The organism is Pseudofrankia saprophytica (assembly GCF_000235425.2).
Classification (GTDB): Bacteria; Actinomycetota; Actinomycetes; order Frankiales; family Frankiaceae; genus Pseudofrankia; species Pseudofrankia saprophytica.
The window spans coordinates 4,452,939-4,473,291 of record NZ_KI912266.1; the positions used below are offsets into that span (position 1 = coordinate 4,452,939).

Here is a 20,353-nt window from a genome sequence, read left to right on the forward strand (position 1 = left end):
GCCCGGTGGCGCCGCCGGTGGCCGTGGACCCGCGGGCGCCGACGACCAGGAAGACGGCGACGGCCGAGGCCGCGAGGAACGCCGCGCCGGCGAGGCTGGCCACGTTGAAGCCGTGCACGGTCGCGGCGGTCAGCAGCCCGTGGGCCGCGATCCCGCTGGCCGCCGGGTGGGAGCCCAGGTAACCGGAGGTGGCGGTGCCGGCGATGGTGCCCAGCAGCGCGAGCCCGAGGGACGCGCCGATCTGCTGGGAGGTCATCACCGCGCCGCCGGCGACGCCCGCGTCGCGGCCGGCGCCGAGGGTGGCGATGCTGTTCGCCGGCATCATCACCCAGCCCATCCCGAAGCCGAGCACGACCAGCGACGGCAGCGCGCCGGTCCAGTAGGAGCTGTCCGGCCGCAGCAGGCCGATCAGCGCGAGCGCGACCGCGGCGCTGACCAGGCCCGTGACCAGCAGGTTGCGGATCGGCAGCCGCACGATCAGCCGGCCGACGATGCGCGCCCCGATGATCAACCCCGCGGTCAGCGGCAGGAAGGCGAGGCCGGTGCGGGTCGGCGAGTAGCCGAGCACCTCCTGCAGGTAGAAGGTCAGGAAGAACATCCCCGCGAAGACGGCCACGCCCAGGCTGAACGTCGCCAGGTAGGAGCCGCCGCGGCCGCGGTGCGCGATGACCCGCAGCGGCAGGATCGGGCTCGCGGTCCGCGACTCGACCAGCACGAACAGCGCCAGCAGCCCGACACCGGCGACCAGCGACACGACCGTCGTCGTCGCGCCCCACCCGTGGGTCTCGGCCCGGGAGAACCCGAAGACGAGTGCCATCAGCCCGACGGTCGCGAGCAGCGCTCCCAGCACGTCGAGCCGCGGCCGCGCCGCGTTGGCCGCCGCGGCCGCCGCGGTGCCGCGGGCGGGCCGGGCGGCCTTGGCGGGCACGGCGCTGATCGTGACGATGCTCGCGAGGATGGCCAGGGGGATGGAGATGAACAGGCTGTAGCGCCAGGACAGGTAGCCGGTGAGCAGCCCGCCGGCGATCAGCCCGATTCCCGAGCTCGAGCCCATCACCGTGCCGAAGATGGCGAAGGCGCGGGCGCGTTCGGCCGGGACGGTGAACGTGGTGCCGAGCAGGGCCAGCGCGGCGGGGGTGAACAGGGCGCCGAAGACGCCCTGCAGGCCGCGGGCGGCCAGCAGCATCTCGGTGTTCACGGCGGCGCCGCCGAGAGCGGAGGCGGCGGCGAAGCCGGCCAGGCCGATCAGCAGCGCGCGGCGGCGGCCGAGCAGCTCGCCGACCCGGCCGCCGAGCAGCAGGAAGCCGCCGTAGCCGAGGGCGAACATCGTGATGACCCACTGCCGGTTCGGGTCGGACATGTGCAGCGAGCGCTGCGCGGATGGCAGCGCGATGTTCATGATCGTGAAGTCGGCGGCGACCATCAGCTGGCCGAGCGCCGCGGCGGCCAGCGCCCGCCAGCGCCGCGGGTCGGTCGCGCCGTCGTCCTGGTCTGGGCTGGCCTGCGCGGCGGCCGGGGCGGCGGGCCGCGTCGGTGACGTGTCGGTGCTCATCGCGTTTCCACCCTCGTCCCGCGCTGTGGCGGGTCTCGGTGCCGAGCGCCGAAACCAGGTGTGGGATGCCAGGCTCCGGCGGCACTATCATGGGAACTACCAACGTTGGTGTTGCCAACACTAACAAGATTCGTGGGTAGCGCCAACAAATATGTGGCGGAATCGTCGAGTGTGGAGGTGGAGCCGGGTGGGTGAGGGTCGTACCGACACGGGCGGCACCGAGGAGGCCGCGGCGGGTGCCGCGTGCCCCCCGGGGTCGACCGTCGCCGGAACGCTCGCCGCGTTCTGGCCGGCCCGGGTCCGCGGGCTCGCCGGCTGGCTGGTGAACAAGACGGCGGTGCACTCGCACCGGCTGACCGCCGAGGCGTTCACCGCGGTCGGCGGCCGCCGCTACCACTACGCGCTGCTCGCCTCGCTGGAGGAGTTCGGCTCGTCGAGCCAGGCCGACCTCGGCCGTCGCTGCGGCTTCGACCGCAGCGACGTCGCGGCCATGACCAACGAGCTGGTCCAGGCCGGCCACGTCGAGCGCACGCAGGACCCGGCCGACCGCCGCCGCAACATCATCGCGATCACCCCGGCCGGCCGGTCACGGCTGGCGGAGTTCGACGTGGTGGCCGCGGACCTCCAGGACGCGATCCTCGCTCCCCTGGACGCCCCGGAGCGCGCCGAGCTGGTGCGGCTGCTCACCCGCGTCCTCGAGTACCACACCGCGATCCATGGCTTCCCTGGCGAGCGCCACTCGGACGCCTAGGCAGGGCCCATCCGGCCCTGAGCCGGACCTCGAACTGAGCGAGCCTCGGATCAGTGGCGCGCGGCGGCGAGCAGGCTGCCGGTGCTCCACAGGATGGTGGCCTTGCCGGCGCAGGCGGCGGCGAGCAGGGCGCCGTCGCGGGAGAACGCCAAATCGTTGATACCGCCATGCCCGGCGGCGAACGCCGCGACCCGCGCCGGATGGGCCGGGTCGGTGAGGTCCCACAGCAGGACGGCGCCGTCGGCGCCGCCGGTGGCGAGCCCGCGGCCGTCGGCGGTGACCGCGAGCGCCGTCACGGCCTTGCGGTGCCCGGAGAGGTCGGCGACCGGCTCCGGGTGCGCGGGGCTCGCGACGTCCCACAGCCGGGCGACCCGGTCGCCGCCGGCGGTGGCCAGCAGGGTCCCGGAGGGGACGAACAGCGCGGCGTGCACGGAGTCGCGGTGCGCGGCGAGTGTCGCCATCCGGGTCGGCTTGGCCGGGTCGGCCAGGTCCCAGAGCAGGACGACGTCGTCGTCGCCGCCGGTGGCCAGGCGCCGCCCGTCAACGCTGAACGCGACGGTCCGCAGCCCCTTGCGGTGGTCGGTGAGCGTGACGAGGAGGCTGTCCGGCCCGGAGCGGCGGGTGTCCCACAGGGCGACGACCTTGTCCTGGCCGCCGGATGCGATCAGGTGGGCGTCGGGGCTGAGCGCGACCGCGCGGATGTAGTGACGGTGGCCGTGCTCGGAGAAGACCTCCTCCGGCGCGGACGGATCGGTGATGTCCCACAGCGCGACCCGCCTCCCGTCGCCGGCGACGGCGACGCGGGTGCCGTCGGCGCTGACCGCGAGTGCCCGGACCCACTCCTGGCTCAGCCGGGAGCCGTACTCGATCACGGTGAGCAGGGTGGGCCGGTTCGGGTTCGCCAGGTCGAACAGCCGGACCCTGCCGTCCTGGGCGCCGTTGACCAGCATGCCCCCGGTCGACGGGAACACGACGGCGCGCATCGGGGAGTGCGGCCCCGGGACCTCGGCGAGCATCCGTGGCGCCGTCTCCGTGGCCTCCGGCGCTGCCGGTTCCGCCGGCCGCGCCTCGGAGGGAGCCGCCGCGCCCGAGGTGGGCGCCCCCGGGGCGGGTGGAACGGGCGGGGCTGCGCTCGAAGGTGCCGGCGCGGGATCCCCGGCGCGGGCGGTGGCGGTGGGCAGGGCGGCGAGCTGGCGGCGCAGCCACTCACGGGCAACCGGCGGCTCCAGGCCGAACAGGTCGAACGACACGGCCCGGCGCAGCAGCGCGGGCCGCGGCAGGTCCTCGACCCGGGCCACGATCAGCCCCACGGCCGGTGCCTCGCCCGGGTCGGCCTCCTGGCCCTGGCCACCGGTGGGCGCGTCGGGTGCCTCGTCGTCACCGAGGGCGGCGAGGTAGGCGGCGGACAGGACGACCATGACCTGGTCGGCGTGCCCGGCGGCGGTCCGCAGCGCGGCCGCCACCGCCGGCGTGCCCGGGCGGCCGGCGGGCAGCGGCTCGGCGGTGGCCCGCCGGCCGGCGTCCTGCAGCTGCCAGACCAGCCAGTCGGCCCAGCCGCGGTCAGGTTCGGCGAAACTCACCGCGAGGTCCCACCGGACGCCGCCTGGTGCCGCCGATCCGCCCGTCACGCTGCCCGTTGTCACGTCCGCGAGCCTCCCACGTGGCCCGCCGTCCGTCCCAGCCGGCCCCACACCAGGTGGACCCGCGGGACGCCGCTAGAGACCGACGCGGCCGGACGGGTTGTCGCGGTCGAAGAGCCGCCCCGCGCGCACGTAGCTGTCGAGGGAGGACGCCGAGCGCCACCGGCCCTGCCGCATGATCGCCCGGTCGTTGACGCCGGCGCGGGCGGCGGCGGTCGCGAACCCGGAACGCAGCGAGTGGCCCGCGAAGTCGGCCGGATCCAGGCCCGCGGCCGCGGCCCGCCGCTGCACGATCCGGGCCACCGAGCCCGGGTGCAGCCGGCCGGCGCCGACGTGGCCGTGCCGGTTGATCCCGCGGAACGCCGGACCCGCCGTGAGCCGCGCGGCGGCGGCCCATGCCTGCCAGGCGCGTACCGGGCAGGTCGGCCGGTAGGAGCCGTAGGCGAGGCCGACGAGCGCGCCGAGGCCCTCCTGGTCGGTCTTCGACGAGCGGACCGACAGCACCAGCCCGTCGGGGGTCACCTCGATGTCGGCCATGTCGAGGCCGACCAGCTCGGAACGGCGCAGGCAGCCGGCGAATCCGACGAGCAGCAACGCCCGGTCCCGGACGGCGGCGAGGGTGGCGGCCGCCGCGCCCGGCGCCGGGTCTGGTGCCACGTTCCCCGCCGGCGCGTCGGTACCCGCCGCCGCATCGGCGGGTGGTTCGTCGATCGCGGCGAGGACGCGGGTGAGCAGTGACGTCTCCAGTGCCTCCTTGCGGGCGGGGCGGGCGCCGTGGACCCGGCGGATGCCGTCCCACACGGTCGCGACCTCCGGGGACGTCGCCGGGTTGGGCGCCTTCGCGAGCTGATGGGCGACCGAGATCGCGGCGAGGCGCCGGCGGATCGTCGACGGCTTGTAACCGGCGTCCGCGAGGGCGGCGAGGTAGCCGGCGACGGTCAGCGCGCCCGCCGGCACCGCCGCCGGGGCCGTCGGCTGGGCGGCGCACCAGGCGCGGAAGTGCCGCAGGTCGGTGTCGTAGGCCCGCCAGGTCGAGGTCGCCCGCGCGGCCCGGGCGTACTGGGTCACCCGGTCGGCCAGCGCCGTGCTCAGCTCCATGTCGCCGGCCGGCGCCAGCTCGGCGTCGCCCCTCGCGGGCAGCCGGACGACCTCCCCACCGCCCGGCCGGCCACCGGCGAGGTCGTCGACGTCGTCGCGGTCGTCCGCGGGGCGCGGTCGGCGGCTGGCTCGGGTCCGGTGGCCATGGGAGAAGTGTTCTCCCGCCCGCCGCGCGCCGGCAAGGCCGGCCCGCTGGCGGGATCCTCCTGTCAGTCTGAATTGACAAGGGGCGGAATGTCAGTTCAAACTGACGGACATGGACGTCGACGATCTGCTGGCGCGGGTACGGGCCGGCGACCCGGCCCTCGGCCTGCGGGCGGTCGGGGCGCTGCACCGACTCGCCGAGCAGGTCGAGACACAGGCCGTCGCGACGGCCCGGGAGCACGGCTGGTCGTGGGAGCAGATCGGCGACGCCCTGGGGGTGTCCCGGCAGTCCGCGCACGCCAAGCACGGTCGCGCGGCCAGTTAGCGACCGGCCGGCGCGCCATGCGAGCGGGACGCATTCGAGCGGTACGAGGAAGGAGGCAACGGCCGATGCCCACTCGCTTCGCCCCCGGTGCCCGTGGGGTCGTCGGCGCCGCGCTGGCCGAGGCGCGGCTGCGCGGCGATCGACGGATCGGCACCGAGCACCTGCTCCTCGGCGTCCTGCGTCATCCAGGCACCGACGCGGCGCGCGCGCTCGGCGTGGGCCTGGCCGAGGCACGCGGGGCGCTCGCCATGCTGGACGGGGACGCACTGGCCGCGCTCGGCATCGCCGTCGCCACGACGGCGGCCGGGGCGCCGGGCGACGACGACGCGCAGCCGTGGCCCCCCGGGCCGCCAGCGGGCTGCGGCCCGGGAGCGGGCGACGGGCCGGCCGAGGACCTGGACGGTCGCGCCGCTCTCTTCGGCCGGGAAGGTCGCCGGCCGACGCCCGCGCAGATCGTCCAGCTGCGTGCCGGGCTGAGCTCCGGCGCCCGCGCGGTGCTGGCGGAGGCCGTCGTCGCCGCGCCCACCAGCCCCGACCGCCGGGTCACCCCGGAGCTCCTGCTGCTGGCACTGCTGGAACGCCAGCCACCGGACCCGGCCGCCACGCTGCTCGACCGGCTCGGCGTCGACCGCGCCGCCATCCGGACCCAGCTCGGCGACCCGTCCCCCTAGGAGGACGCCACCCTCCTCCGGCCAGATCCCGGTCGGAGGGAGGAGGCCGCCGGATCCCACCAGACCGCGGGTGCGAGGCGCGGCAGCGCGTCCGCTTCAATGAACTGACCACTGACCGGCCGGCCGGTCAGGACCGGCGTGGCCGTCACGCGGGGCCACCCGTCGGGGACCCTGGCCGCCGGTGGCCGCCGGTTGTCCGGCGCGGGAACGCGTCGAAATGTCTTTGACCTCGCCTGGAGGTGAGTCCGTAGTGTCCGAACGTGCCGCCCGCGCGCTGGCCAGTCCGCGCCGCCCGGCGGCCACCAGCTGTCACACCCGTGCGCGAGCGTCGTCACCGCCCGCCCCGTCGCAGAGAGGGACCGCGACCGCATGCTGATCCGACTCCTGCGGGCCCATCTGGGGCCCTACCGCCCGCAGCTCGCGGCGCTCGTCGCGCTGCAGTTCGCGGCGACGCTCGTGATGCTCTACCTGCCGACGCTGAACGCCGACATCATCGATCACGGGGTGATCACCGGGGACACCGGTTACATCGTGCGGGTCGGCGGGATCATGCTGGCGATCACGGTCGGGCAGATCGTGTGCTCCGCCGGGGCCGTGTTCTTCAGCGCCCGCACGTCAATGGCGCTTGGCCGGGACGTGCGGGCCGCGGTGTTCGACCGGGTGCAGTCGTTCTCCGCCCGCGAGGTCGCCCACTTCGGGTCCCCCTCGCTGATCACCCGGGGAACCAACGACGTACAACAGGTGCAGATGCTCGTCCTCATGGGCTTCACCATGATGATCTCGGCGCCGATCATGTGCATCGGCGGGATCGCGCTGGCGATCCACCAGGACGTGGGCCTCTCGACGCTGCTGATCGTCGTCGTACCGGCGCTGGCGATCATCATCTCACTGATCATCCGCAGGATGAGCCCGCTGGGCCGGGCGATGCAGGAACGGCTCGACACGGTCAACCGGGTGCTGCGCGAGCAGCTGACCGGCCTGCGCGTGATCCGGGCGTTCGTCCGCGACGACCACGAGCGGACCCGGTTCGGGGTCGCCAACGCGGAGTTGACCGACACCTCACTGCGGTTCGGCCGGCTGATGGCGCTCATGTTCCCGCTGGTGTTCACCATGGTGAACCTCTCCAGCATCGCGGTCCTCTGGTTCGGCGCGCACCGCATCGACTCCGGGGCTATGCAGATCGGCGCCCTCACCGCGTTCCTCAGCTACCTGATGCAGATCCTCATGTCGGTGATGATGGCGACGTTCATGTTCATGATGATCCCCCGCGCCGAGGTGTGCGCGGAGCGGATCAGGGAGGTTCTCGACACCGAGACGACCCTGCTGCCGCCCGCCGCGCCGGTCATGCTGGTGACGCGGCACGGCGAGCTGGAGCTGCGCGGCGTCGGGTTCCGCTACCCGGGCGCGGAGGAGCCGGTGCTGCGGGACGTCAGCCTGGTCGCCCGCCCCGGCCAGGTCACCGCGATCATCGGGTCGACCGGGTCGGGCAAGTCGACGCTGCTGTCCCTGATCCCGCGGCTGATGGACGTCACCGAGGGGGCGGTGCTCGTCGACGGCGTCGACGTCCGCGAGCTGGATCCGGCGCTGCTCGCCGCCACCGTCGCCGTCGTCCCGCAGAAGCCCTACCTGTTCACCGGCACCGTGGCCTCCAACCTGCGTTACGGCAACCCGGACGCCACTGACGACGACCTCTGGCAGGCCCTGGAGACGGCCCAGGCCCGCGGTTTCGTCGAGGCGATGCCCGACGGGCTGGCCACACCGATCTCGCAGGGCGGCACGAACGTCTCCGGCGGGCAGCGCCAGCGGCTCGCGATCGCCCGCGCGCTGGTGCGGCGCCCGGAGATCTACCTGTTCGACGACTCGTTCTCCGCGCTCGACTACGCCACCGACGCGGCGCTGCGCGCTGCGCTCGCCCGCGAGACCGCGGCCGCGACGGTCGTGATCGTCGCCCAGCGGGTCGCGACGATCCGCGACGCCGACCAGATCATCGTCCTGGACGAGGGCCGGGTCGTCGGCGTCGGCACCCACCACCAGCTGATGGCCGGCAACGAGACCTACCGGGAGATCGTGCTGTCCCAGCTCACCGAACAGGAGGCGGCCGCATGACGAGCCCCAACGGCCGGTCAGGCGGGGCGCCGCCGGCGCCGCGCCCGGCGGCGGGGGGCGGCCCCCCGGCAGTACGGATGATGATGGGCGGCGGCGTCGAGAAGTCCGCGGACTTCAGAGGGTCGACGCGGCGCCTGCTCGGGCTGCTGCGCCCACAGCGGCGGCTGCTCGTCGCCTCGCTGGTGCTGTGCGCCCTCGCTGTCGCCCTCAACGTCAGCGGCCCGAAGCTGCTCGGCCGCGCCACCGACCTGGTACTCACCGGCGTCTTCTCCAGGAACCTGCCGGCGGGCACGACGAAGGCCGAGGCGGTCGCCCACCTGCGCGCCACCGGTCACGGCACCCAGGCCGATCTGCTCAACTCGCTGAACGTCACCCCCGGCGCCGGGATGGACTTCCACGCCATCGGCGCCGTGCTCGGCTGGGTGCTGGCCGTCTACCTGCTCGCCGGCGTCTTCTCCGTGCTGCAGGCGCGGCTCACCAACGCCGCGCTGCAGCGGATGCTGTCCCAGCTGCGCAGCGACGTCCAGGAGAAGATCACCCGCCTGCCGTTGCGCTACTTCGACCGGGCGCAGCGCGGCGAGGTGCTGTCCCGGGTCACCAACGACATCGACAACCTCGGGCAGAGCCTGCAGCAGAGCATCGCGCAGTTCGTCCAGTCCGTCCTGACGATCATCGGCGTGCTCGCGGTGATGTTCTGGATCTCCTGGCTGCTGGCACTGATCGCGCTCGTCACGGTCCCGCTGTCGATGCTGCTCGCGGCGCGGATCGGGAAGTTCGCGCAGCCGCACTTCGTCAACCAGTGGAAGACCACCGGCCGGCTCGGCGCCCACGTCGAGGAGATGTACACCGGGCACATGCTGGTGCGGTCGTTCGGCCGGCAGGAGGAGTCCGCCGCGATCTTCGCCGAGCAGAACCAGAAGCTCTATGAGGCGAGCTGGCGGGCGCAGGCGATCGTCGGTCTGATGCAGCCCGCGATGATGTTCATCGGGAACCTGAACTACGTCTTCGTCGCGGTCGTCGGCGGGCTGCGGGTCGCCTCCGGTGACCTGTCGATCGGCTCGGTGCAGGCGTTCATCCAGTACTCCCGGCAGTTCTCGATGCCGCTCACCCAGGTCGCGTCGATGGCGAACCTGGTGCAGTCCGGGGTGGCGTCGGCCGAGCGGGTGTTCGAGCTGCTCGACACCCCCGAGCAGGACCCGGACCCGGCCGAGCCGGCCCGGCCCGCCGAGGTGCGCGGCCGGGTCGCGTTCGAGCACGTCGCGTTCCGTTACGAGCCGGACAAGCCGCTCATCGAGGACCTGTCGCTCGTCGCCGAGCCGGGCCACACGGTCGCGATCGTCGGCCCCACCGGCGCCGGCAAGACCACGCTGATCAACCTGCTGATGCGGTTCTATGAGGTCACCGGCGGGCGGATCACCCTGGACGGCGTGGACATCGCGACGATGACCCGCGACGAGCTGCGCGCGGCGACCGGCATGGTGCTGCAGGACACCTGGCTGTTCGGCGGCACGATCGCCGACAACATCGCCTACGGCGCCGACGGCGCCACCCGCGAGCAGGTCATCGCCGCGGCGAAGGCCGCCCACGTCGACCGGTTCGCCCGCACCCTGCCCGACGGCTACGACACGGTCCTCGACGACGAGGGCACCGGCGTGTCCGGCGGCGAGCGGCAGCTCATCACGATCGCCCGGGCGTTCCTCGCCGACCCGCAGATCCTTATCCTCGACGAGGCGACCAGCTCGGTGGACACCCGCACCGAGGTGCTCATCCAGCGGGCCATGTCGCAGCTGCGGGACGGGCGGACCGCGTTCGTCATCGCCCACCGGCTGTCCACGATCCGCGACGCCGACACGATCCTGGTGATGGAGCACGGCTCGATCGTCGAGCAGGGCACCCACCAGGAACTGCTGGCGGCCGACGGCGCCTACGCCCGCCTCTACCAGGCGCAGTTCGCCCAGGCCGTCGCCGAGGTCTGACGGAGCGGGGAGGTGACCGGATGACCCGGCCGGCCGTCGGCCGGCCGGGTCATCCGGTCACGACGCCGGACGGGACCGCGCCGTCGAGAACCACCGTGCCCAGAGGCCTTCTCGGCGCAACGGAGGTCCCGCCTTCTGGGTGAAGTGTGTGATCACGCTCATCAGGACAGGGAGATCACGGAGCTCGCGCAGCGATGCAAGCGCGACGGGCAGCAACCGCTTCTGCGCGCTGTAGACCTTGAGCTGGTTGTCCTCGACCAGGAACTTGCTGATGTCCTGCCAGGCGACCAGATGCTCGCCGGTGTCGCTCGCGAGCCCGGCCCGCTCCGCGCGCAGCGAGCCGAACTCGGCGATCCCGGTGGACTCCACGGCCGCGAGGCTCTCCTGCAGCAGCCGCGGGCAGACCCGGTCCTCGACGGCCTGAACGACCTGGCTGGAATTCCGGAAGAAGTATCCCACCGTGACCGTGCCGCCGTTGGCGAGTACCAGCAGGTAGAGCGGTGCCCGCGACAGGTAGATCGCGATGTGGCTGACGTCGGCCCAGGCGAGTGTGTTCCGGTGCTTCGCACGGGGGCCATCGGTGACGATGCCGCCTGCGAACAGGTACAGGCGTCGTCCGTTCAGCAGCCCGATGGCGAGCACGGCCGCCAGGATGACGACCACGATGGCGATGGACAGTGTCTCGACGACGGCACCCGCGGAACTGCTGAAGATCACGACTATCAGAGCCAGGAGGGCCAGGGGTCCGATCAGCTGTAGGACGCGGATGGATCTATGAGCGCTCTCGAAGGCGCCGAGATCGCGCTCGGCGGCGGCGGCGAGGACCCACGGCGGCGGCGCCTGCTCTGCCATGAGGACCCACTCCAGCCGTCGAATGTGTCGAATATGGGGAAGAAGGCGGCGCGGTTTCCGACATTGATGTCCGGCTCCGGGCGCGGTGCGGACAGTGAACCATGGTGATCGACTTTGCGCCAGATCTTCCACAGCCACGGCGACACACTGGTCTTTCTGGCTGGTTGCCGCTGCCGGCTAGGCCGGGCCGCGACGGGTCCTGACGCCGCGCGGCCGGGTACCGCGGCGGCGGGCGGCCAGGGCGAGCAGGAGGTAGGGGCCAGCGGCGGCGGCGAACAGCCAGCGGGCCGGCAGACCCAGCCCGTCGGCGCCCGCGCCGTAGGCGGCGAAGGTGGCTATGGCGACAGCCTCCATGCCGGCTCCGGACAGGGAGGTGACGGTGGCGCGGCAGCTGTCGTCGAGGCTGTCCTGCAGCCGTGCGTCGGCCTGCGCCAGGGCCCAGTAGAAGATCCCGAACGCGACGGCGACGGCGATGACGCCGACCGGCGCCCCGCTGCCCGCGCCGAGGGCCAGCAGGACCGCGGCGGCGAACAGCAGAGGAATGAGCCACCGGCCGCCGCGGCCCGCGACCAGCCCGCCCAGCGTCGACCCGGCCACCACGACCGCCACCAACACCGGCACGGCCGTGGGCGCGGCGCCGGTGTCACGGACGAGCAGCGGCACGTACTCGTCGAGTGCTCCGACGACGGTCAGCATCGCCGACAGCAGCAGCGCCCGGCGCACCGCCGCCGTCCGCCGCACCGCGGCCAGTCCCGACCGGAGCACCGCCAGCCCCGACCGCTCCTCACCCAGGATCGCGTCGTCGTCGTCGCCGGGCGGTGCGCCGGTGCCGTCCCGACGGGACCGGTCCTGGCCGCCCGGCGGCTGGGGCGCCGGTTGTTCCGGCAGGGCGCGACCGGCGGCGGCGCACAGGAGCAGCGCGGTGACGCTGACCGCGCCGGTGGCGGTGTAGCCGCCGGCGGCCACCAGCGGGCCGGCCAGGACGGTGGCCAGCAGGCCGGCGGTGCCGCCGGCCGCCTGGGAACGTCCGATCAGCCGGGGGTAGGCCGCCGTGGCGCCAAGCCGGTCGAGCTCGGTGTAGACGAGCGCCTGCAACGCGCCGGAACGCAGGGCGGTTCCGGCGCCGAGCAGCACGAACCCCGTCGCGAACGACCAGAACGACGGCACGGCCACCCACAACGCGTAGCCCGCCGCGTCCAGCGCGGGGGCGAACGTCAGCAGCCGACGCCGGGAGACGACGTCCGCCCACACCCCTGACGGGATCTCGAGCAGGAACGTCGCGGCCGACCACAGCGCGAACAGCGCCGAGATGCCCGCCGTCGACACCCCGCTGTCCGCGAACAGCAGCGCGTAGAGGGGGTAGAACGGCACGCATTCCTCGAGGAACGCGTAGAGGTACAGCCGCCGCGCGAGCGCCCGTTCGGGCCGCGCCGGGCTTCGTCGCCGTTCGGGTTGTCGCTGGTGGGATCAATGTCGCCAGGTCACGGTCAACAGCCTAAGGCCCATCGGCCCGGCGCAAAGGTGGTTCCACGGCGAGGGCGGTTCCACCGGGCGGGCTGGCGGAACGGCTGGCCGGAATCCGGCGGCATGTGGCGTTCTGGCCACTGCTCGGCCGGCTGCCGCGTCGGTAGCGTCGGGAACCGACCTCGACGACCCGTGGAGAGAAGACCGATCCGTGGCCAAGATCCTGCTCAGCCTGCATGTGCTCGCCGCGATCCTCGCGATCGGGCCGGTGGCCGTGGCCGCCAGCATCTTCCCCCGGTACCTGCGGCTCGCGGCGGCGGGACCGGTGGACGGTTCGGCGGCGAACGTGCCGAGGGCGCTGCACCGGACCTGCCGGGTCTACGCGCTGCTCGGGATCGCGGTGCCGTTCTTCGGCCTGGCCACCGCCGGCCCGCTGCACGTCTTCGGCGACACCTGGGTGATCATCTCCATCGTGCTGACCGCCGCCGCGGCCGCCCTGCTCGCCGCCGTCATCCTCCCCGGCCAGCGCCGGGCGCTCGCCGCCCTGCCCGGCACCGTCCCGCCCGAGGCCGCGCAGCCCGCCTACGCCCCCTCCTTCTCCGCCGCCGGCGAGGGTGTGTCCGGGTCGGACGCCGCGATCGTCGCGACGGACTCCGCCGGGCCGGTCGCCGTCACGTCCCCGGTCCAGGCGGGGACCGACGCCCGGCCGCCCCTGTCACGCGTGGCCGCGCGGCTCGCGATGACCACCGGCATCTTCAACCTGCTCTGGGCGGCCGTCGTCGTCCTCATGATCGTCCGACCTGGCTCGACCACCGGCGTCTGACGGTCTGACGGGCCCGTGGGCCGGATGCCGGTGCGGCTCAGGCCGCCCTGGCCACGCCGGGGGCGCGGAAGGCGCGGCGGTAGGACTGGGGGCTGGTGCCGACGAGGCGGCGGAAACGGTCGCGGAACGTGGACGGCGAGCCGTAGCCGACCTGGGTGGCGATCCACTCGACCGGGTGGTCGGTGGACTCGAGCAGCTGCTGGGCGTGGCGCAGCCGGGCGCGAGTCAGCCACTGGGCCGGGGTGGTGCCGGTCTGCTCCCGGAACCGTCGCGTCAGGGTGCGTGTCGACAGCGCCGCCTGGCGGGCGATGTCGTCGAGGGACAGGTCCCGGTCGAGGTGGTCGGCGAGCCAGCGCAGCAGCGGCTCCAGCGAGACCCCGTCGGGCGCCGGCGGCTCGTGCGCGATGAACTGCGCCTGGCCGCCGGCCCGCTCCAGCGGCATGACCGAGAGCCGCGCCGCGTCGGCGGCCACCGCCGACCCGAAGTCGGCCCGGACCATGTGCAGGCACAGGTCCAGCCCGGCCGCCGCGCCGGCGGAGGTGAGCACCTTCCCGTCGTTGTCGACGAACAGCACCCCCGGGTCGACGTCCACCGCCGGGTACCGGGCCGCGAGCTGCTCGGTTCCCAGCCAGTGCGTCGTCGCCCGCCGCCCGTCGAGCAGCCCGGCCGCGGCGAGCAGGAACGCGCCCGAACAGACCGACGCCAGCCGTGCCCCGCGGCCGGCGGCGGCCCGCAGTGCGTCGACGACGGCCGCCTCGACGGGCAGGGCCACGTCACCGGTGCCGGGCACGACGACCGTGTCGGCCTCGGCGAGCGCCTCCAGCCCGTGAGGCGCCCGCAGTGTGAACGTCCCCGCCTCGACGTCGGCTCCCGGCCTGGCCGCGCAGACGACGACCCGGTAGGCGGGCCGTCCGTCCGCGAACCGGGCCCGGCCGAACACCTCCACCGGCACCGCCAGGTCGAACGGCACCACCCCGTCGACCGCGAGCACGGCCACCAGATGCCGGCCCACCGTTCCCACCACCGCCGGCGGGGCCGCAAGGAACGTCGTCATGGCTGGAATCTAACCGACCGCCGAGTTCCCGCCAGTCGGTGGTCCGCGGGTGGTCCTGACCCACTGTTCGGGTGTGCGCAGGTGAACTGGTCCCGGGGTCGCGGATTAATCGAGAGAAGGAACGGGGCCGAGGGGCTACAGTCACCGGCGTGACGCAGCTGGGTGAGCGGGCCGGGCCCGGCGACGGAACGGTGGCCAACCGGGCCTGGTGGGACGAGCGGGTACCGATCCACCTCGCGAGCGACTTCTACGACCTCGACGAGTTTCTCGCCGAGCCCGACGTGCTGCGCGACTTCGAGACCGCCGAGGTCGGGGACGTCACCGATGCCCGGCTGCTGCACCTGCAGTGCCACATCGGTCTGGACACGCTGTCCTGGTCGCACCGCGGCGCGACCGTCACGGGGCTGGACTTCTCCGCCCCGGCGGTCGACGCGGCGCAGGCACTGGCCAGGGAGCTGGACCTGCCGGCCCGGTTCGTCGCCGCGGACGTCTACGACGCGCCTGCCGTCCTCGCGGGTGAGACGTTCGACATCGTCTACACCGGCATCGGCGCGCTCAACTGGCTGCCGGACGTCGCCCGCTGGGCCGAGGTCGTCGCCCGGCTGCTCGCCCCCGGCGGTTTCCTTTACCTTGCCGAGACCCATCCGGTGCAGGACGTCCTCGACGACGAGTCGGGATCGACGTTCGACCTCGACTACTTCGACATCGGCCCGGTCGTCTGGGAGGAGGAGGGCAGCTACGCCGACCCCGACGCGGAGACCGACGCGAACGTGACCGTCGAGTACCACCACACCCTCGGGTCGATCGTCACCGCCGTCATCGGCGCCGGGCTGCGGCTGGAGTTCCTCCACGAGCACGACTGCTCGCCGTCCCAGCGGTTCGACACCCTGGTCCGCGGCGACGACGGCCTCTACCGCTTCCCGCCCGGTGTCCCTCGGGTCCCGCTCCTGTACTCGTTGCGCGCCACCAAGCCCTGACCCGCCGGTTCCGTCCACGCTGACCCCCGGCGAGGCACCGAGCCGGACGGCGGCCCAGCGTCACAGGGCGCGGATCACCCGGGCGGGATTGCCAACGGCCAGCACGTTCGGCGGCAGGTCGCGGGTGACGACGGCGCCGGCGCCGACGACCGAGTTCTGCCCGATGGTCACACCGGGGCACACGATGACGCCGCCGCCGAGCCACACGTTGTCGCCGATGGTGATCGGCTCGCCGGCCTCGCGGCCGGTGCGGCGCAGGACCGGGTCGAGCGGATGGGTGGGCGTGAGCAGCTGGACGCCCGGGCCGATCTGGACGTCGGCGCCGAGACTGATCCGGGCGACGTCGAGCAGCACCGCACCGGTGTTGACGAACGTGCCCGGGCCCACGGTCGTCTGGTAGCCGTAGTCGACGTGCAGCGGTGGGAGGATCTCCACCCCTTCCCCGACCGTGCCCAGCAGCTCGTCGAGGATCTCGGCGCGCAGTTCCGGCTCGTGCGCGCGGGTGGCGTTGTACCGCTCGCGCAGACGAGCGGCGCGCAGCCGGTCGGCGGTCAGCTGCGCGTCCCCCGCGTGGTACAGCTCCCCAGCGAGCATCCGCCGCTTCTGTTCGGACATCGCCGCCTGCCCGGCCGTGGCTTGTTCGGACATCGCCGTCCCGCCTCCCGGACTTCCGCGTGGGCCGGTCCCACCTGGCACCGGCACGCTACGCCCACGCCGTGACCATTCGCCCGCCGATGCACAGACCGATCGGATGGCGCGCCGACGCGTCCGGCTGGGACAGCGCCACAGGTGGCCGCCTGCCGGGCAGCACGTCGACTACGGCTACCAGACGACCGCAGGCTCGGGCCCGTTCGGCCGCCGGACACGGATAGCATCCGACCTGGTCACCTTCGGCCCACTTCGGCCCACCGCGAGGACGGACATGCTGGCACTCTCGTTGCTGACGGTCCTGGAGGAGCTGACCGCCGACCCGGGTCTCAAGAACTTCGCCGGCGATGTCAGGGACGCGGCGAAGCTGCTGGACCGGCCGACCCTGGCGGCGCTCTCGCGGGTCGCGCCGGTCACCGCGTTCCTCGCGTTCCACCCGGGTGCCGACCAGGCGGTCGCCGACTATGTCCGCGGTGGCGCGCTCGCCGCGGACAGCGGGCCGAACCTGCTCGTCCTGTTCGCCCTCGACGCCCCCGCCTCGGCGCCGGTGCCGCTCGGCGCGGACGCATTCACCAGCTGGATAGACTTCGACGCCCGCGGCCACCCGTCGTACGACCTGGTCCGCCTGCTATTCGCCGACGCGGCGGTGCCGCCGCTGCCGGGGATCGTGTTCTTCCAGACCCTCGACCCCGATGGCCGGGAACCCGACGCGGTGTACGTCGGGCTCGCAGGGCTCGCCAGCCCTGCGGACGTGGCGGCGAGGCTGCGGGAGGTTCTCGCGCTCGCCGACGAGGTGGGCCGCGACGGGCCGGACGACGACTTCGGCACCCGGCTGGGCGCGCGCCTGGCGGCCCGGAAGATCCGCTACGAGCGGACGGGGCGCCTCTCCCTACGCGAGTGGCTCATCCGCGGCTACCAGGTGGTCGGTTCCCGGTTCGCCGACCTTGTCAGCATCGCCGGCCTGGTGGTCTGACGGTGGGCGCCGCCGCGGGCGACCTCCATCCGGTGCTCTCCCTGCTGGCGGGGCAGCTGCTGCGCGAGCTGGAGCTGGTCGCGACGTTCACCGTCGTCGACCGGCTGGACGACCCGGAGCCGCTGACCGGCCACCTCCTCGACCGGGGCCTCGCGATCACCGAGGCGCTCGACGCGTTGGACGCCGGCACCGGGCCGCACGCCGAGGACGACGCACCGCCGCCCCACGCCACCGACCACGCTGCCGGCGCCGCATCGCCCGGCGACCACGCGAGCCAGGGTGACAACGGTCCGGTAACGCCAGGCCGGCTCGCGGGTACCCTGCTGGGGATCCGGAGCTGGATCATCACCGCCGACGATCCGGCGGCCGCCGAGGCCGCGCACCTGTTCGCCGTGGCGCTGCCCGCGGCGGCCGACGGCGGGATCCCGGCCGCGATCGACCACCTTCTCGAGCTCGTCGCCCGCGGTCACGTGCTCGACCCCCGCTCGGCCGGGGACGTCGCCGGCATCCTGGTCATCGCCTCCGCGGCCGAGCCCACCCCGGCGCAGCTGCGCGCCCCCCTGGCCGCCGACCTCGCCGACGAGGACGGGCAACCGGCCACGGTCCCGGCCGCCTGGTTGACCCCGCTGGACGTGGCGACGCCGGCGGCCACGCGGATCGTCACCCGGATCCTGGAGGCGGTGCTCACGGCCCGCCGCGACACCCTGGCCGCGCCCGACCTCGACACCTGGCTGGTCGGCCTGCACACCCTGTCGCGGCTCGTCGCCGTCGCGCAGACCGCCGTCGCCACGGCGCTCGCCCGCCCGTCGGTGAGCGTCCGCGCGATCCTCGCCCAGTTGGAGGAGCAGCGCGCCGACGTCGCCGCACTGATGGTCGCGTTCGCCGGCGGGTCGCTGCCCGCCTGCCTCGCCTACGAGGACGACGTGGCCGCGGCGCTCGCGGCGCGGTTGGGCACCAGCACCGCCGGGCGGCGGTTTCGCGCGGAGCGGCAGCTCGTGCCCGACGAGCTGCTGGTCCGGCCGACGCCCCCGCACTGGTTCACCCCGTCATGGCGGGTCGCGGCCGCGCTGCGAACCAGGAACGGCGGTGCACCGCCGTTCGTGCGTGCGGGCCCGCCCCGCGACGTCGCCGACCATCCAGGCGGACTACCGCAGGAACGCGACGTCGCCGAGGTGATGGCCGCGCTGGCCACGATCACCGAGCTCGCCGACGCCGGCAGCTGGCATGACGGTGCCGTCGCCGCCCAGCGGCTGGTCTACGACTTCCCGTGGTGCGACGTCGGCCACTGGAAGGCCGCACAGTGCCTGCGCGGCCTCGGCCAGCGCCAGGGCGCGCTCGACGCGATGGTGCCGGCGATCTCGCTGCAGCCGACCCAGCCGGTGTTGTGGGAGTCGCTGGCGACCTGTCTCGACGACCTGGGCGAGGCGGCGTCGGCCGAGCTGGCCCAGGCGGTCGCCGAACGCCTCGCCGCCCTCGACGACGAGTCCGACGCCGCCCCGAGGACGGCCGGCCACGAGTCGAACGACCCCGGGGCGGCGGACCTGGAGGATCTCTTCGACGACGCCGGCTGACCCGGGCCGGCGTCGTCCGCACGGGCTCCCCTGCGCCGGGCGGGTCAGAGGTCGACGAGGTACCTTGCGAGCGCCTCGGGCTGGGACAGCGCTGCCAGGTGGCCACCCGGCAGCACGTCGGCCTCGACGCCAAGGCGCTCCCGGGCGACCCGCCGCTGGAACTCGACGGGGAAGAACCGGTCATCGGCGCCGGCGACCACCCGGACCGGGACCGGCGGCCAGGCGTCGAACGCGCACGTGGACTCGAACACGACGTCGTGTTCGGGGCGAGGATCCTCCCGGATCGCGGCGAAGTCCTCGGCGGACACGTCATGCAGGAAGTAGGTCTCCAGGTCGAACTCGGCGCTGTAGCCACCCTGTTCGGCGGCGTCGACGCGGGCCTGGGACTGCCCGGTGTTGTCCCACCAGGCACCTGGTGTCTCGCCCGGCACGGGGATCATCGCGTTCACGAACACGATCGCGCTGACCGGGACCCGGTCGGCCGCCAGCGGCGCGGTGAACCCGCCGAGAGACTGCGCCACCAGTACCACGTCGTCCCGGCCGTCCACCGCGGCCGCGACCAGCGCGGCGTACTCGGGCAGGCCCGCGTCCGGGTCGCCGCCTGGCAGGTCGACGGCGACGGCCTCGTGCCCGGCCTCGCGCAGCAGCGGCGCGAGCCGTTGCCAGTAGACGGCCGCCCCCCCGGCCCCGGGGATCAGCGCGAACGTCCGCGCTCGCCGTACCGTCCGCGTGTCCACATCGGTCATCTCGCCTCGTCTCTTCGATGGCTTTCCCGGTAGACGCCGCTCGGGCACGTGACTCATCGGTCGGACCGCGGATGCCCGCGGGGCGTGGGGCAACCTCGCGGCGCGGCGGTCGCCTCTGTAGGACGGGAGGTCACATGCGATCAGCTGACGGCGATGACGGGTTCGCCGCCTACTTCGAACCGCGCGCGGCGGGGCTGCTGCGGTTCGCCTACCTGCTCACCGGGGACACGCAGGAGGCCGAGGACCTGACCCAGACGACGCTCACCCACGTCTACGTCGTTTGGCACCGCGTGTCCGGCCACGACCGGCTCGACGCCTACGCCCGACGGGTGATGATCAACGCCAACACGAGCCGGTTCCGTCGCCGCCGGGTCCACCATGTCCTCGTCGAGAGCCCACCGGAGACCGCGCAGGCCTCGGCGCAGCTCGCCGCCGTCGAGGACCGCGCCGGGCTCGCCGCCGCGCTGGCCGCCCTGCCGCCCAGGCAACGGGCCGTGGTGATCCTGCGCTACTGCGAGGACATGTCGGAGGAGGCTGTCGCGGCGCTGCTGCGCTGCTCGAAAGGCACGGTCAAGAGCCAGGCGTCGAAGGGTCTGGCGAAGCTGCGCGCCGACCCGGCCGTGGCCGCCCTCAGCCCGCCCGCCCTCGCCGCCCAGCCCAGCGCGCGCGGACGGGCCTCGCTGTCGACCGCGCCCCGCGGAATGGAGACGCCGTGAAGTCCACCCGTCACCAGGCGGCCGACCGGGACGAGCCCGCCGACGTGGCGACCGTCGAGTGGCTCCGGGCCGCCGCGAGCGAGGTACGCGCCACCCCGCCCCCCGGACTGGTCCCGGCCGCGTTCGCCGCGGCCCCGGCGGCGCGCCGCCGTCGCCGTCTCGCCGCCGCGGTGCCGGTGACCGTCACGGCGTTCGCCGCGGCCGCGGTCATCGCCATCGTCGTCGTGCTCACCGGCGGCGCGCGTCCGGGCGGCCGCGCCCCCGTG

18 protein-coding genes and 1 pseudogene are annotated in these 20,353 nt (G+C 74.1%); 11 read left to right on the forward strand and 8 right to left on the reverse strand.

What is annotated here, in order from left to right; genetic code table 11:
- Nucleotides 1–1,552 (reverse strand): MFS transporter (locus FRCN3DRAFT_RS45160; RefSeq protein WP_007518989.1); only part of this gene is annotated, 1,552 nt, incomplete at its 3' end.
- 187 nt (nt 1,553–1,739) lie between these two features.
- Here FRCN3DRAFT_RS45160 and FRCN3DRAFT_RS0218615 point away from each other — a divergent pair.
- Complete coding sequence (locus FRCN3DRAFT_RS0218615) at nt 1,740–2,303, forward strand: MarR family winged helix-turn-helix transcriptional regulator (RefSeq protein WP_007518987.1); 564 nt, start codon at nt 1,740–1,742, stop codon at nt 2,301–2,303.
- A 50-nt stretch (nt 2,304–2,353) separates the two neighbouring features.
- Here the strand turns inward: FRCN3DRAFT_RS0218615 and FRCN3DRAFT_RS57150 are convergent, their stop codons facing one another.
- Together FRCN3DRAFT_RS57150 and FRCN3DRAFT_RS0218625 are read right to left on the reverse strand one after the other, a co-directional pair.
- Nucleotides 2,354–3,946, reverse strand: coding sequence for a toll/interleukin-1 receptor domain-containing protein (locus FRCN3DRAFT_RS57150; protein WP_007518986.1), 1,593 nt, complete (start codon nt 3,944–3,946; stop codon nt 2,354–2,356).
- A 72-nt stretch (nt 3,947–4,018) separates the two neighbouring features.
- Nucleotides 4,019–5,041 carry a tyrosine-type recombinase/integrase gene (locus FRCN3DRAFT_RS0218625; protein ID WP_007518984.1) on the reverse strand — a complete coding sequence of 341 codons (1,023 nt, stop codon included), beginning with the start codon at nt 5,039–5,041 and terminating at the stop codon, nt 4,019–4,021.
- A gap of 256 nt (nt 5,042–5,297) precedes the next feature.
- Here FRCN3DRAFT_RS0218625 and FRCN3DRAFT_RS0218630 point away from each other — a divergent pair, with 256 nt between their 5' ends.
- The 4 genes from FRCN3DRAFT_RS0218630 (at nt 5,298) to FRCN3DRAFT_RS0218645 (ending at nt 10,263) form a co-directional block, all read left to right on the forward strand.
- Complete coding sequence (locus tag FRCN3DRAFT_RS0218630; protein WP_007518982.1) at nt 5,298–5,510, forward strand: hypothetical protein; 213 nt, start codon at nt 5,298–5,300, stop codon at nt 5,508–5,510.
- A 65-nt stretch (nt 5,511–5,575) separates the two neighbouring features.
- Nucleotides 5,576–6,181 (forward strand): Clp protease N-terminal domain-containing protein, encoded by a 606-nt coding sequence (locus FRCN3DRAFT_RS0218635; protein WP_007518981.1) that lies wholly within the window; start codon nt 5,576–5,578, stop codon nt 6,179–6,181.
- A 369-nt stretch (nt 6,182–6,550) separates the two neighbouring features.
- On the forward strand, nt 6,551–8,287 hold the full coding sequence (locus FRCN3DRAFT_RS0218640) for an ABC transporter ATP-binding protein (RefSeq protein ID WP_007518979.1): 1,737 nt from the start codon (nt 6,551–6,553) through the stop codon (nt 8,285–8,287).
- Nucleotides 8,284–10,263 (forward strand): ABC transporter ATP-binding protein, encoded by a 1,980-nt coding sequence (locus FRCN3DRAFT_RS0218645; protein WP_007518977.1) that lies wholly within the window; start codon nt 8,284–8,286, stop codon nt 10,261–10,263. Before FRCN3DRAFT_RS0218640 ends, FRCN3DRAFT_RS0218645 begins: the two co-directional genes overlap by 4 nt.
- Before the next feature lie 57 nt (nt 10,264–10,320).
- On the opposite strand, the gene FRCN3DRAFT_RS0218650 is transcribed toward FRCN3DRAFT_RS0218645, so the two are convergent.
- Entirely contained in the window at nt 10,321–11,115 is a 795-nt protein-coding gene (locus FRCN3DRAFT_RS0218650; protein WP_007518975.1) for a DUF6585 family protein, read from the reverse strand.
- Nucleotides 11,116–11,292: 177 nt separating this feature from the next.
- Nucleotides 11,293–12,486 carry an MFS transporter gene (locus tag FRCN3DRAFT_RS0218655; protein ID WP_007518973.1) on the reverse strand — a complete coding sequence of 398 codons (1,194 nt, stop codon included), beginning with the start codon at nt 12,484–12,486 and terminating at the stop codon, nt 11,293–11,295.
- A gap of 304 nt (nt 12,487–12,790) precedes the next feature.
- Here FRCN3DRAFT_RS0218655 and FRCN3DRAFT_RS0218660 point away from each other — a divergent pair, with 304 nt between their 5' ends.
- Complete coding sequence (locus tag FRCN3DRAFT_RS0218660; RefSeq protein WP_007518971.1) at nt 12,791–13,402, forward strand: hypothetical protein; 612 nt, start codon at nt 12,791–12,793, stop codon at nt 13,400–13,402.
- 37 nt (nt 13,403–13,439) lie between these two features.
- On the opposite strand, the gene FRCN3DRAFT_RS0218665 is transcribed toward FRCN3DRAFT_RS0218660, so the two are convergent.
- The gene (locus FRCN3DRAFT_RS0218665; RefSeq protein WP_007518969.1) at nt 13,440–14,456 is read right to left on the reverse strand and encodes a GlxA family transcriptional regulator; all 1,017 of its coding nucleotides are present in this window, start codon (nt 14,454–14,456) and stop codon (nt 13,440–13,442) included.
- A gap of 149 nt (nt 14,457–14,605) precedes the next feature.
- Between FRCN3DRAFT_RS0218665 and FRCN3DRAFT_RS0218670 the strand changes: the two genes are divergently transcribed.
- Entirely contained in the window at nt 14,606–15,433 is an 828-nt protein-coding gene (locus FRCN3DRAFT_RS0218670) for a class I SAM-dependent methyltransferase (RefSeq protein WP_007518967.1), read from the forward strand.
- 60 nt (nt 15,434–15,493) lie between these two features.
- On the opposite strand, the gene FRCN3DRAFT_RS0218675 is transcribed toward FRCN3DRAFT_RS0218670, so the two are convergent.
- Nucleotides 15,494–16,081 carry a sugar O-acetyltransferase gene (locus FRCN3DRAFT_RS0218675; protein WP_007518965.1) on the reverse strand — a complete coding sequence of 196 codons (588 nt, stop codon included), beginning with the start codon at nt 16,079–16,081 and terminating at the stop codon, nt 15,494–15,496.
- A 274-nt stretch (nt 16,082–16,355) separates the two neighbouring features.
- Here FRCN3DRAFT_RS0218675 and FRCN3DRAFT_RS0218680 point away from each other — a divergent pair, with 274 nt between their 5' ends.
- Nucleotides 16,356–17,054: a hypothetical protein gene (locus FRCN3DRAFT_RS0218680; protein WP_007518963.1), complete on the forward strand. Its 699-nt coding sequence runs from the start codon at nt 16,356–16,358 to the stop codon at nt 17,052–17,054.
- 2 nt (nt 17,055–17,056) lie between these two features.
- Nucleotides 17,057–18,625 carry a hypothetical protein gene (locus tag FRCN3DRAFT_RS0218685; protein ID WP_007518962.1) on the forward strand — a complete coding sequence of 523 codons (1,569 nt, stop codon included), beginning with the start codon at nt 17,057–17,059 and terminating at the stop codon, nt 18,623–18,625.
- A 44-nt stretch (nt 18,626–18,669) separates the two neighbouring features.
- Here the strand turns inward: FRCN3DRAFT_RS0218685 and FRCN3DRAFT_RS0218690 are convergent, their stop codons facing one another.
- Entirely contained in the window at nt 18,670–19,371 is a 702-nt protein-coding gene (locus FRCN3DRAFT_RS0218690) for an alpha/beta fold hydrolase (RefSeq protein WP_007518961.1), read from the reverse strand.
- A gap of 134 nt (nt 19,372–19,505) precedes the next feature.
- Between FRCN3DRAFT_RS0218690 and FRCN3DRAFT_RS0218695 the strand changes: the two genes are divergently transcribed.
- Both FRCN3DRAFT_RS0218695 and FRCN3DRAFT_RS55160 read left to right on the forward strand, forming a co-directional pair.
- Nucleotides 19,506–20,087, forward strand: coding sequence for a SigE family RNA polymerase sigma factor (locus tag FRCN3DRAFT_RS0218695; protein ID WP_007518960.1), 582 nt, complete (start codon nt 19,506–19,508; stop codon nt 20,085–20,087).
- Nucleotides 20,084–20,353: pseudogene (locus tag FRCN3DRAFT_RS55160) on the forward strand (hypothetical protein); the annotation flags it as partial. The gene FRCN3DRAFT_RS0218695 and the pseudogene FRCN3DRAFT_RS55160, both read left to right, overlap by 4 nt.

Bases quoted from the DNA above. Each gene is read 5' to 3' on its own strand.
- FRCN3DRAFT_RS0218645 (WP_007518977.1), top strand. From the start codon at position 8,284: ATGACGAGCCCCAACGGCCGGTCAGGCGGGGCGCCGCCGGCGCCGCGC.
- FRCN3DRAFT_RS0218640 (WP_007518979.1), top strand. From the start codon at position 6,551: ATGCTGATCCGACTCCTGCGGGCCCATCTGGGGCCCTACCGCCCGCAG.
- FRCN3DRAFT_RS0218680 (WP_007518963.1), top strand. From the start codon at position 16,356: ATGCTGGCACTCTCGTTGCTGACGGTCCTGGAGGAGCTGACCGCCGAC.
- FRCN3DRAFT_RS0218635 (WP_007518981.1), top strand. From the start codon at position 5,576: ATGCCCACTCGCTTCGCCCCCGGTGCCCGTGGGGTCGTCGGCGCCGCG.
- FRCN3DRAFT_RS0218625 (WP_007518984.1), bottom strand. From the start codon at position 5,041: ATGGAGCTGAGCACGGCGCTGGCCGACCGGGTGACCCAGTACGCCCGG.
- FRCN3DRAFT_RS0218695 (WP_007518960.1), top strand. From the start codon at position 19,506: ATGCGATCAGCTGACGGCGATGACGGGTTCGCCGCCTACTTCGAACCG.
- FRCN3DRAFT_RS0218630 (WP_007518982.1), top strand. From the start codon at position 5,298: ATGGACGTCGACGATCTGCTGGCGCGGGTACGGGCCGGCGACCCGGCC.
- FRCN3DRAFT_RS0218665 (WP_007518969.1), bottom strand. From the start codon at position 14,456: ATGACGACGTTCCTTGCGGCCCCGCCGGCGGTGGTGGGAACGGTGGGC.
- FRCN3DRAFT_RS0218690 (WP_007518961.1), bottom strand. From the start codon at position 19,371: ATGACCGATGTGGACACGCGGACGGTACGGCGAGCGCGGACGTTCGCG.
- FRCN3DRAFT_RS0218650 (WP_007518975.1), bottom strand. From the start codon at position 11,115: ATGGCAGAGCAGGCGCCGCCGCCGTGGGTCCTCGCCGCCGCCGCCGAG.
- FRCN3DRAFT_RS0218675 (WP_007518965.1), bottom strand. From the start codon at position 16,081: ATGTCCGAACAAGCCACGGCCGGGCAGGCGGCGATGTCCGAACAGAAG.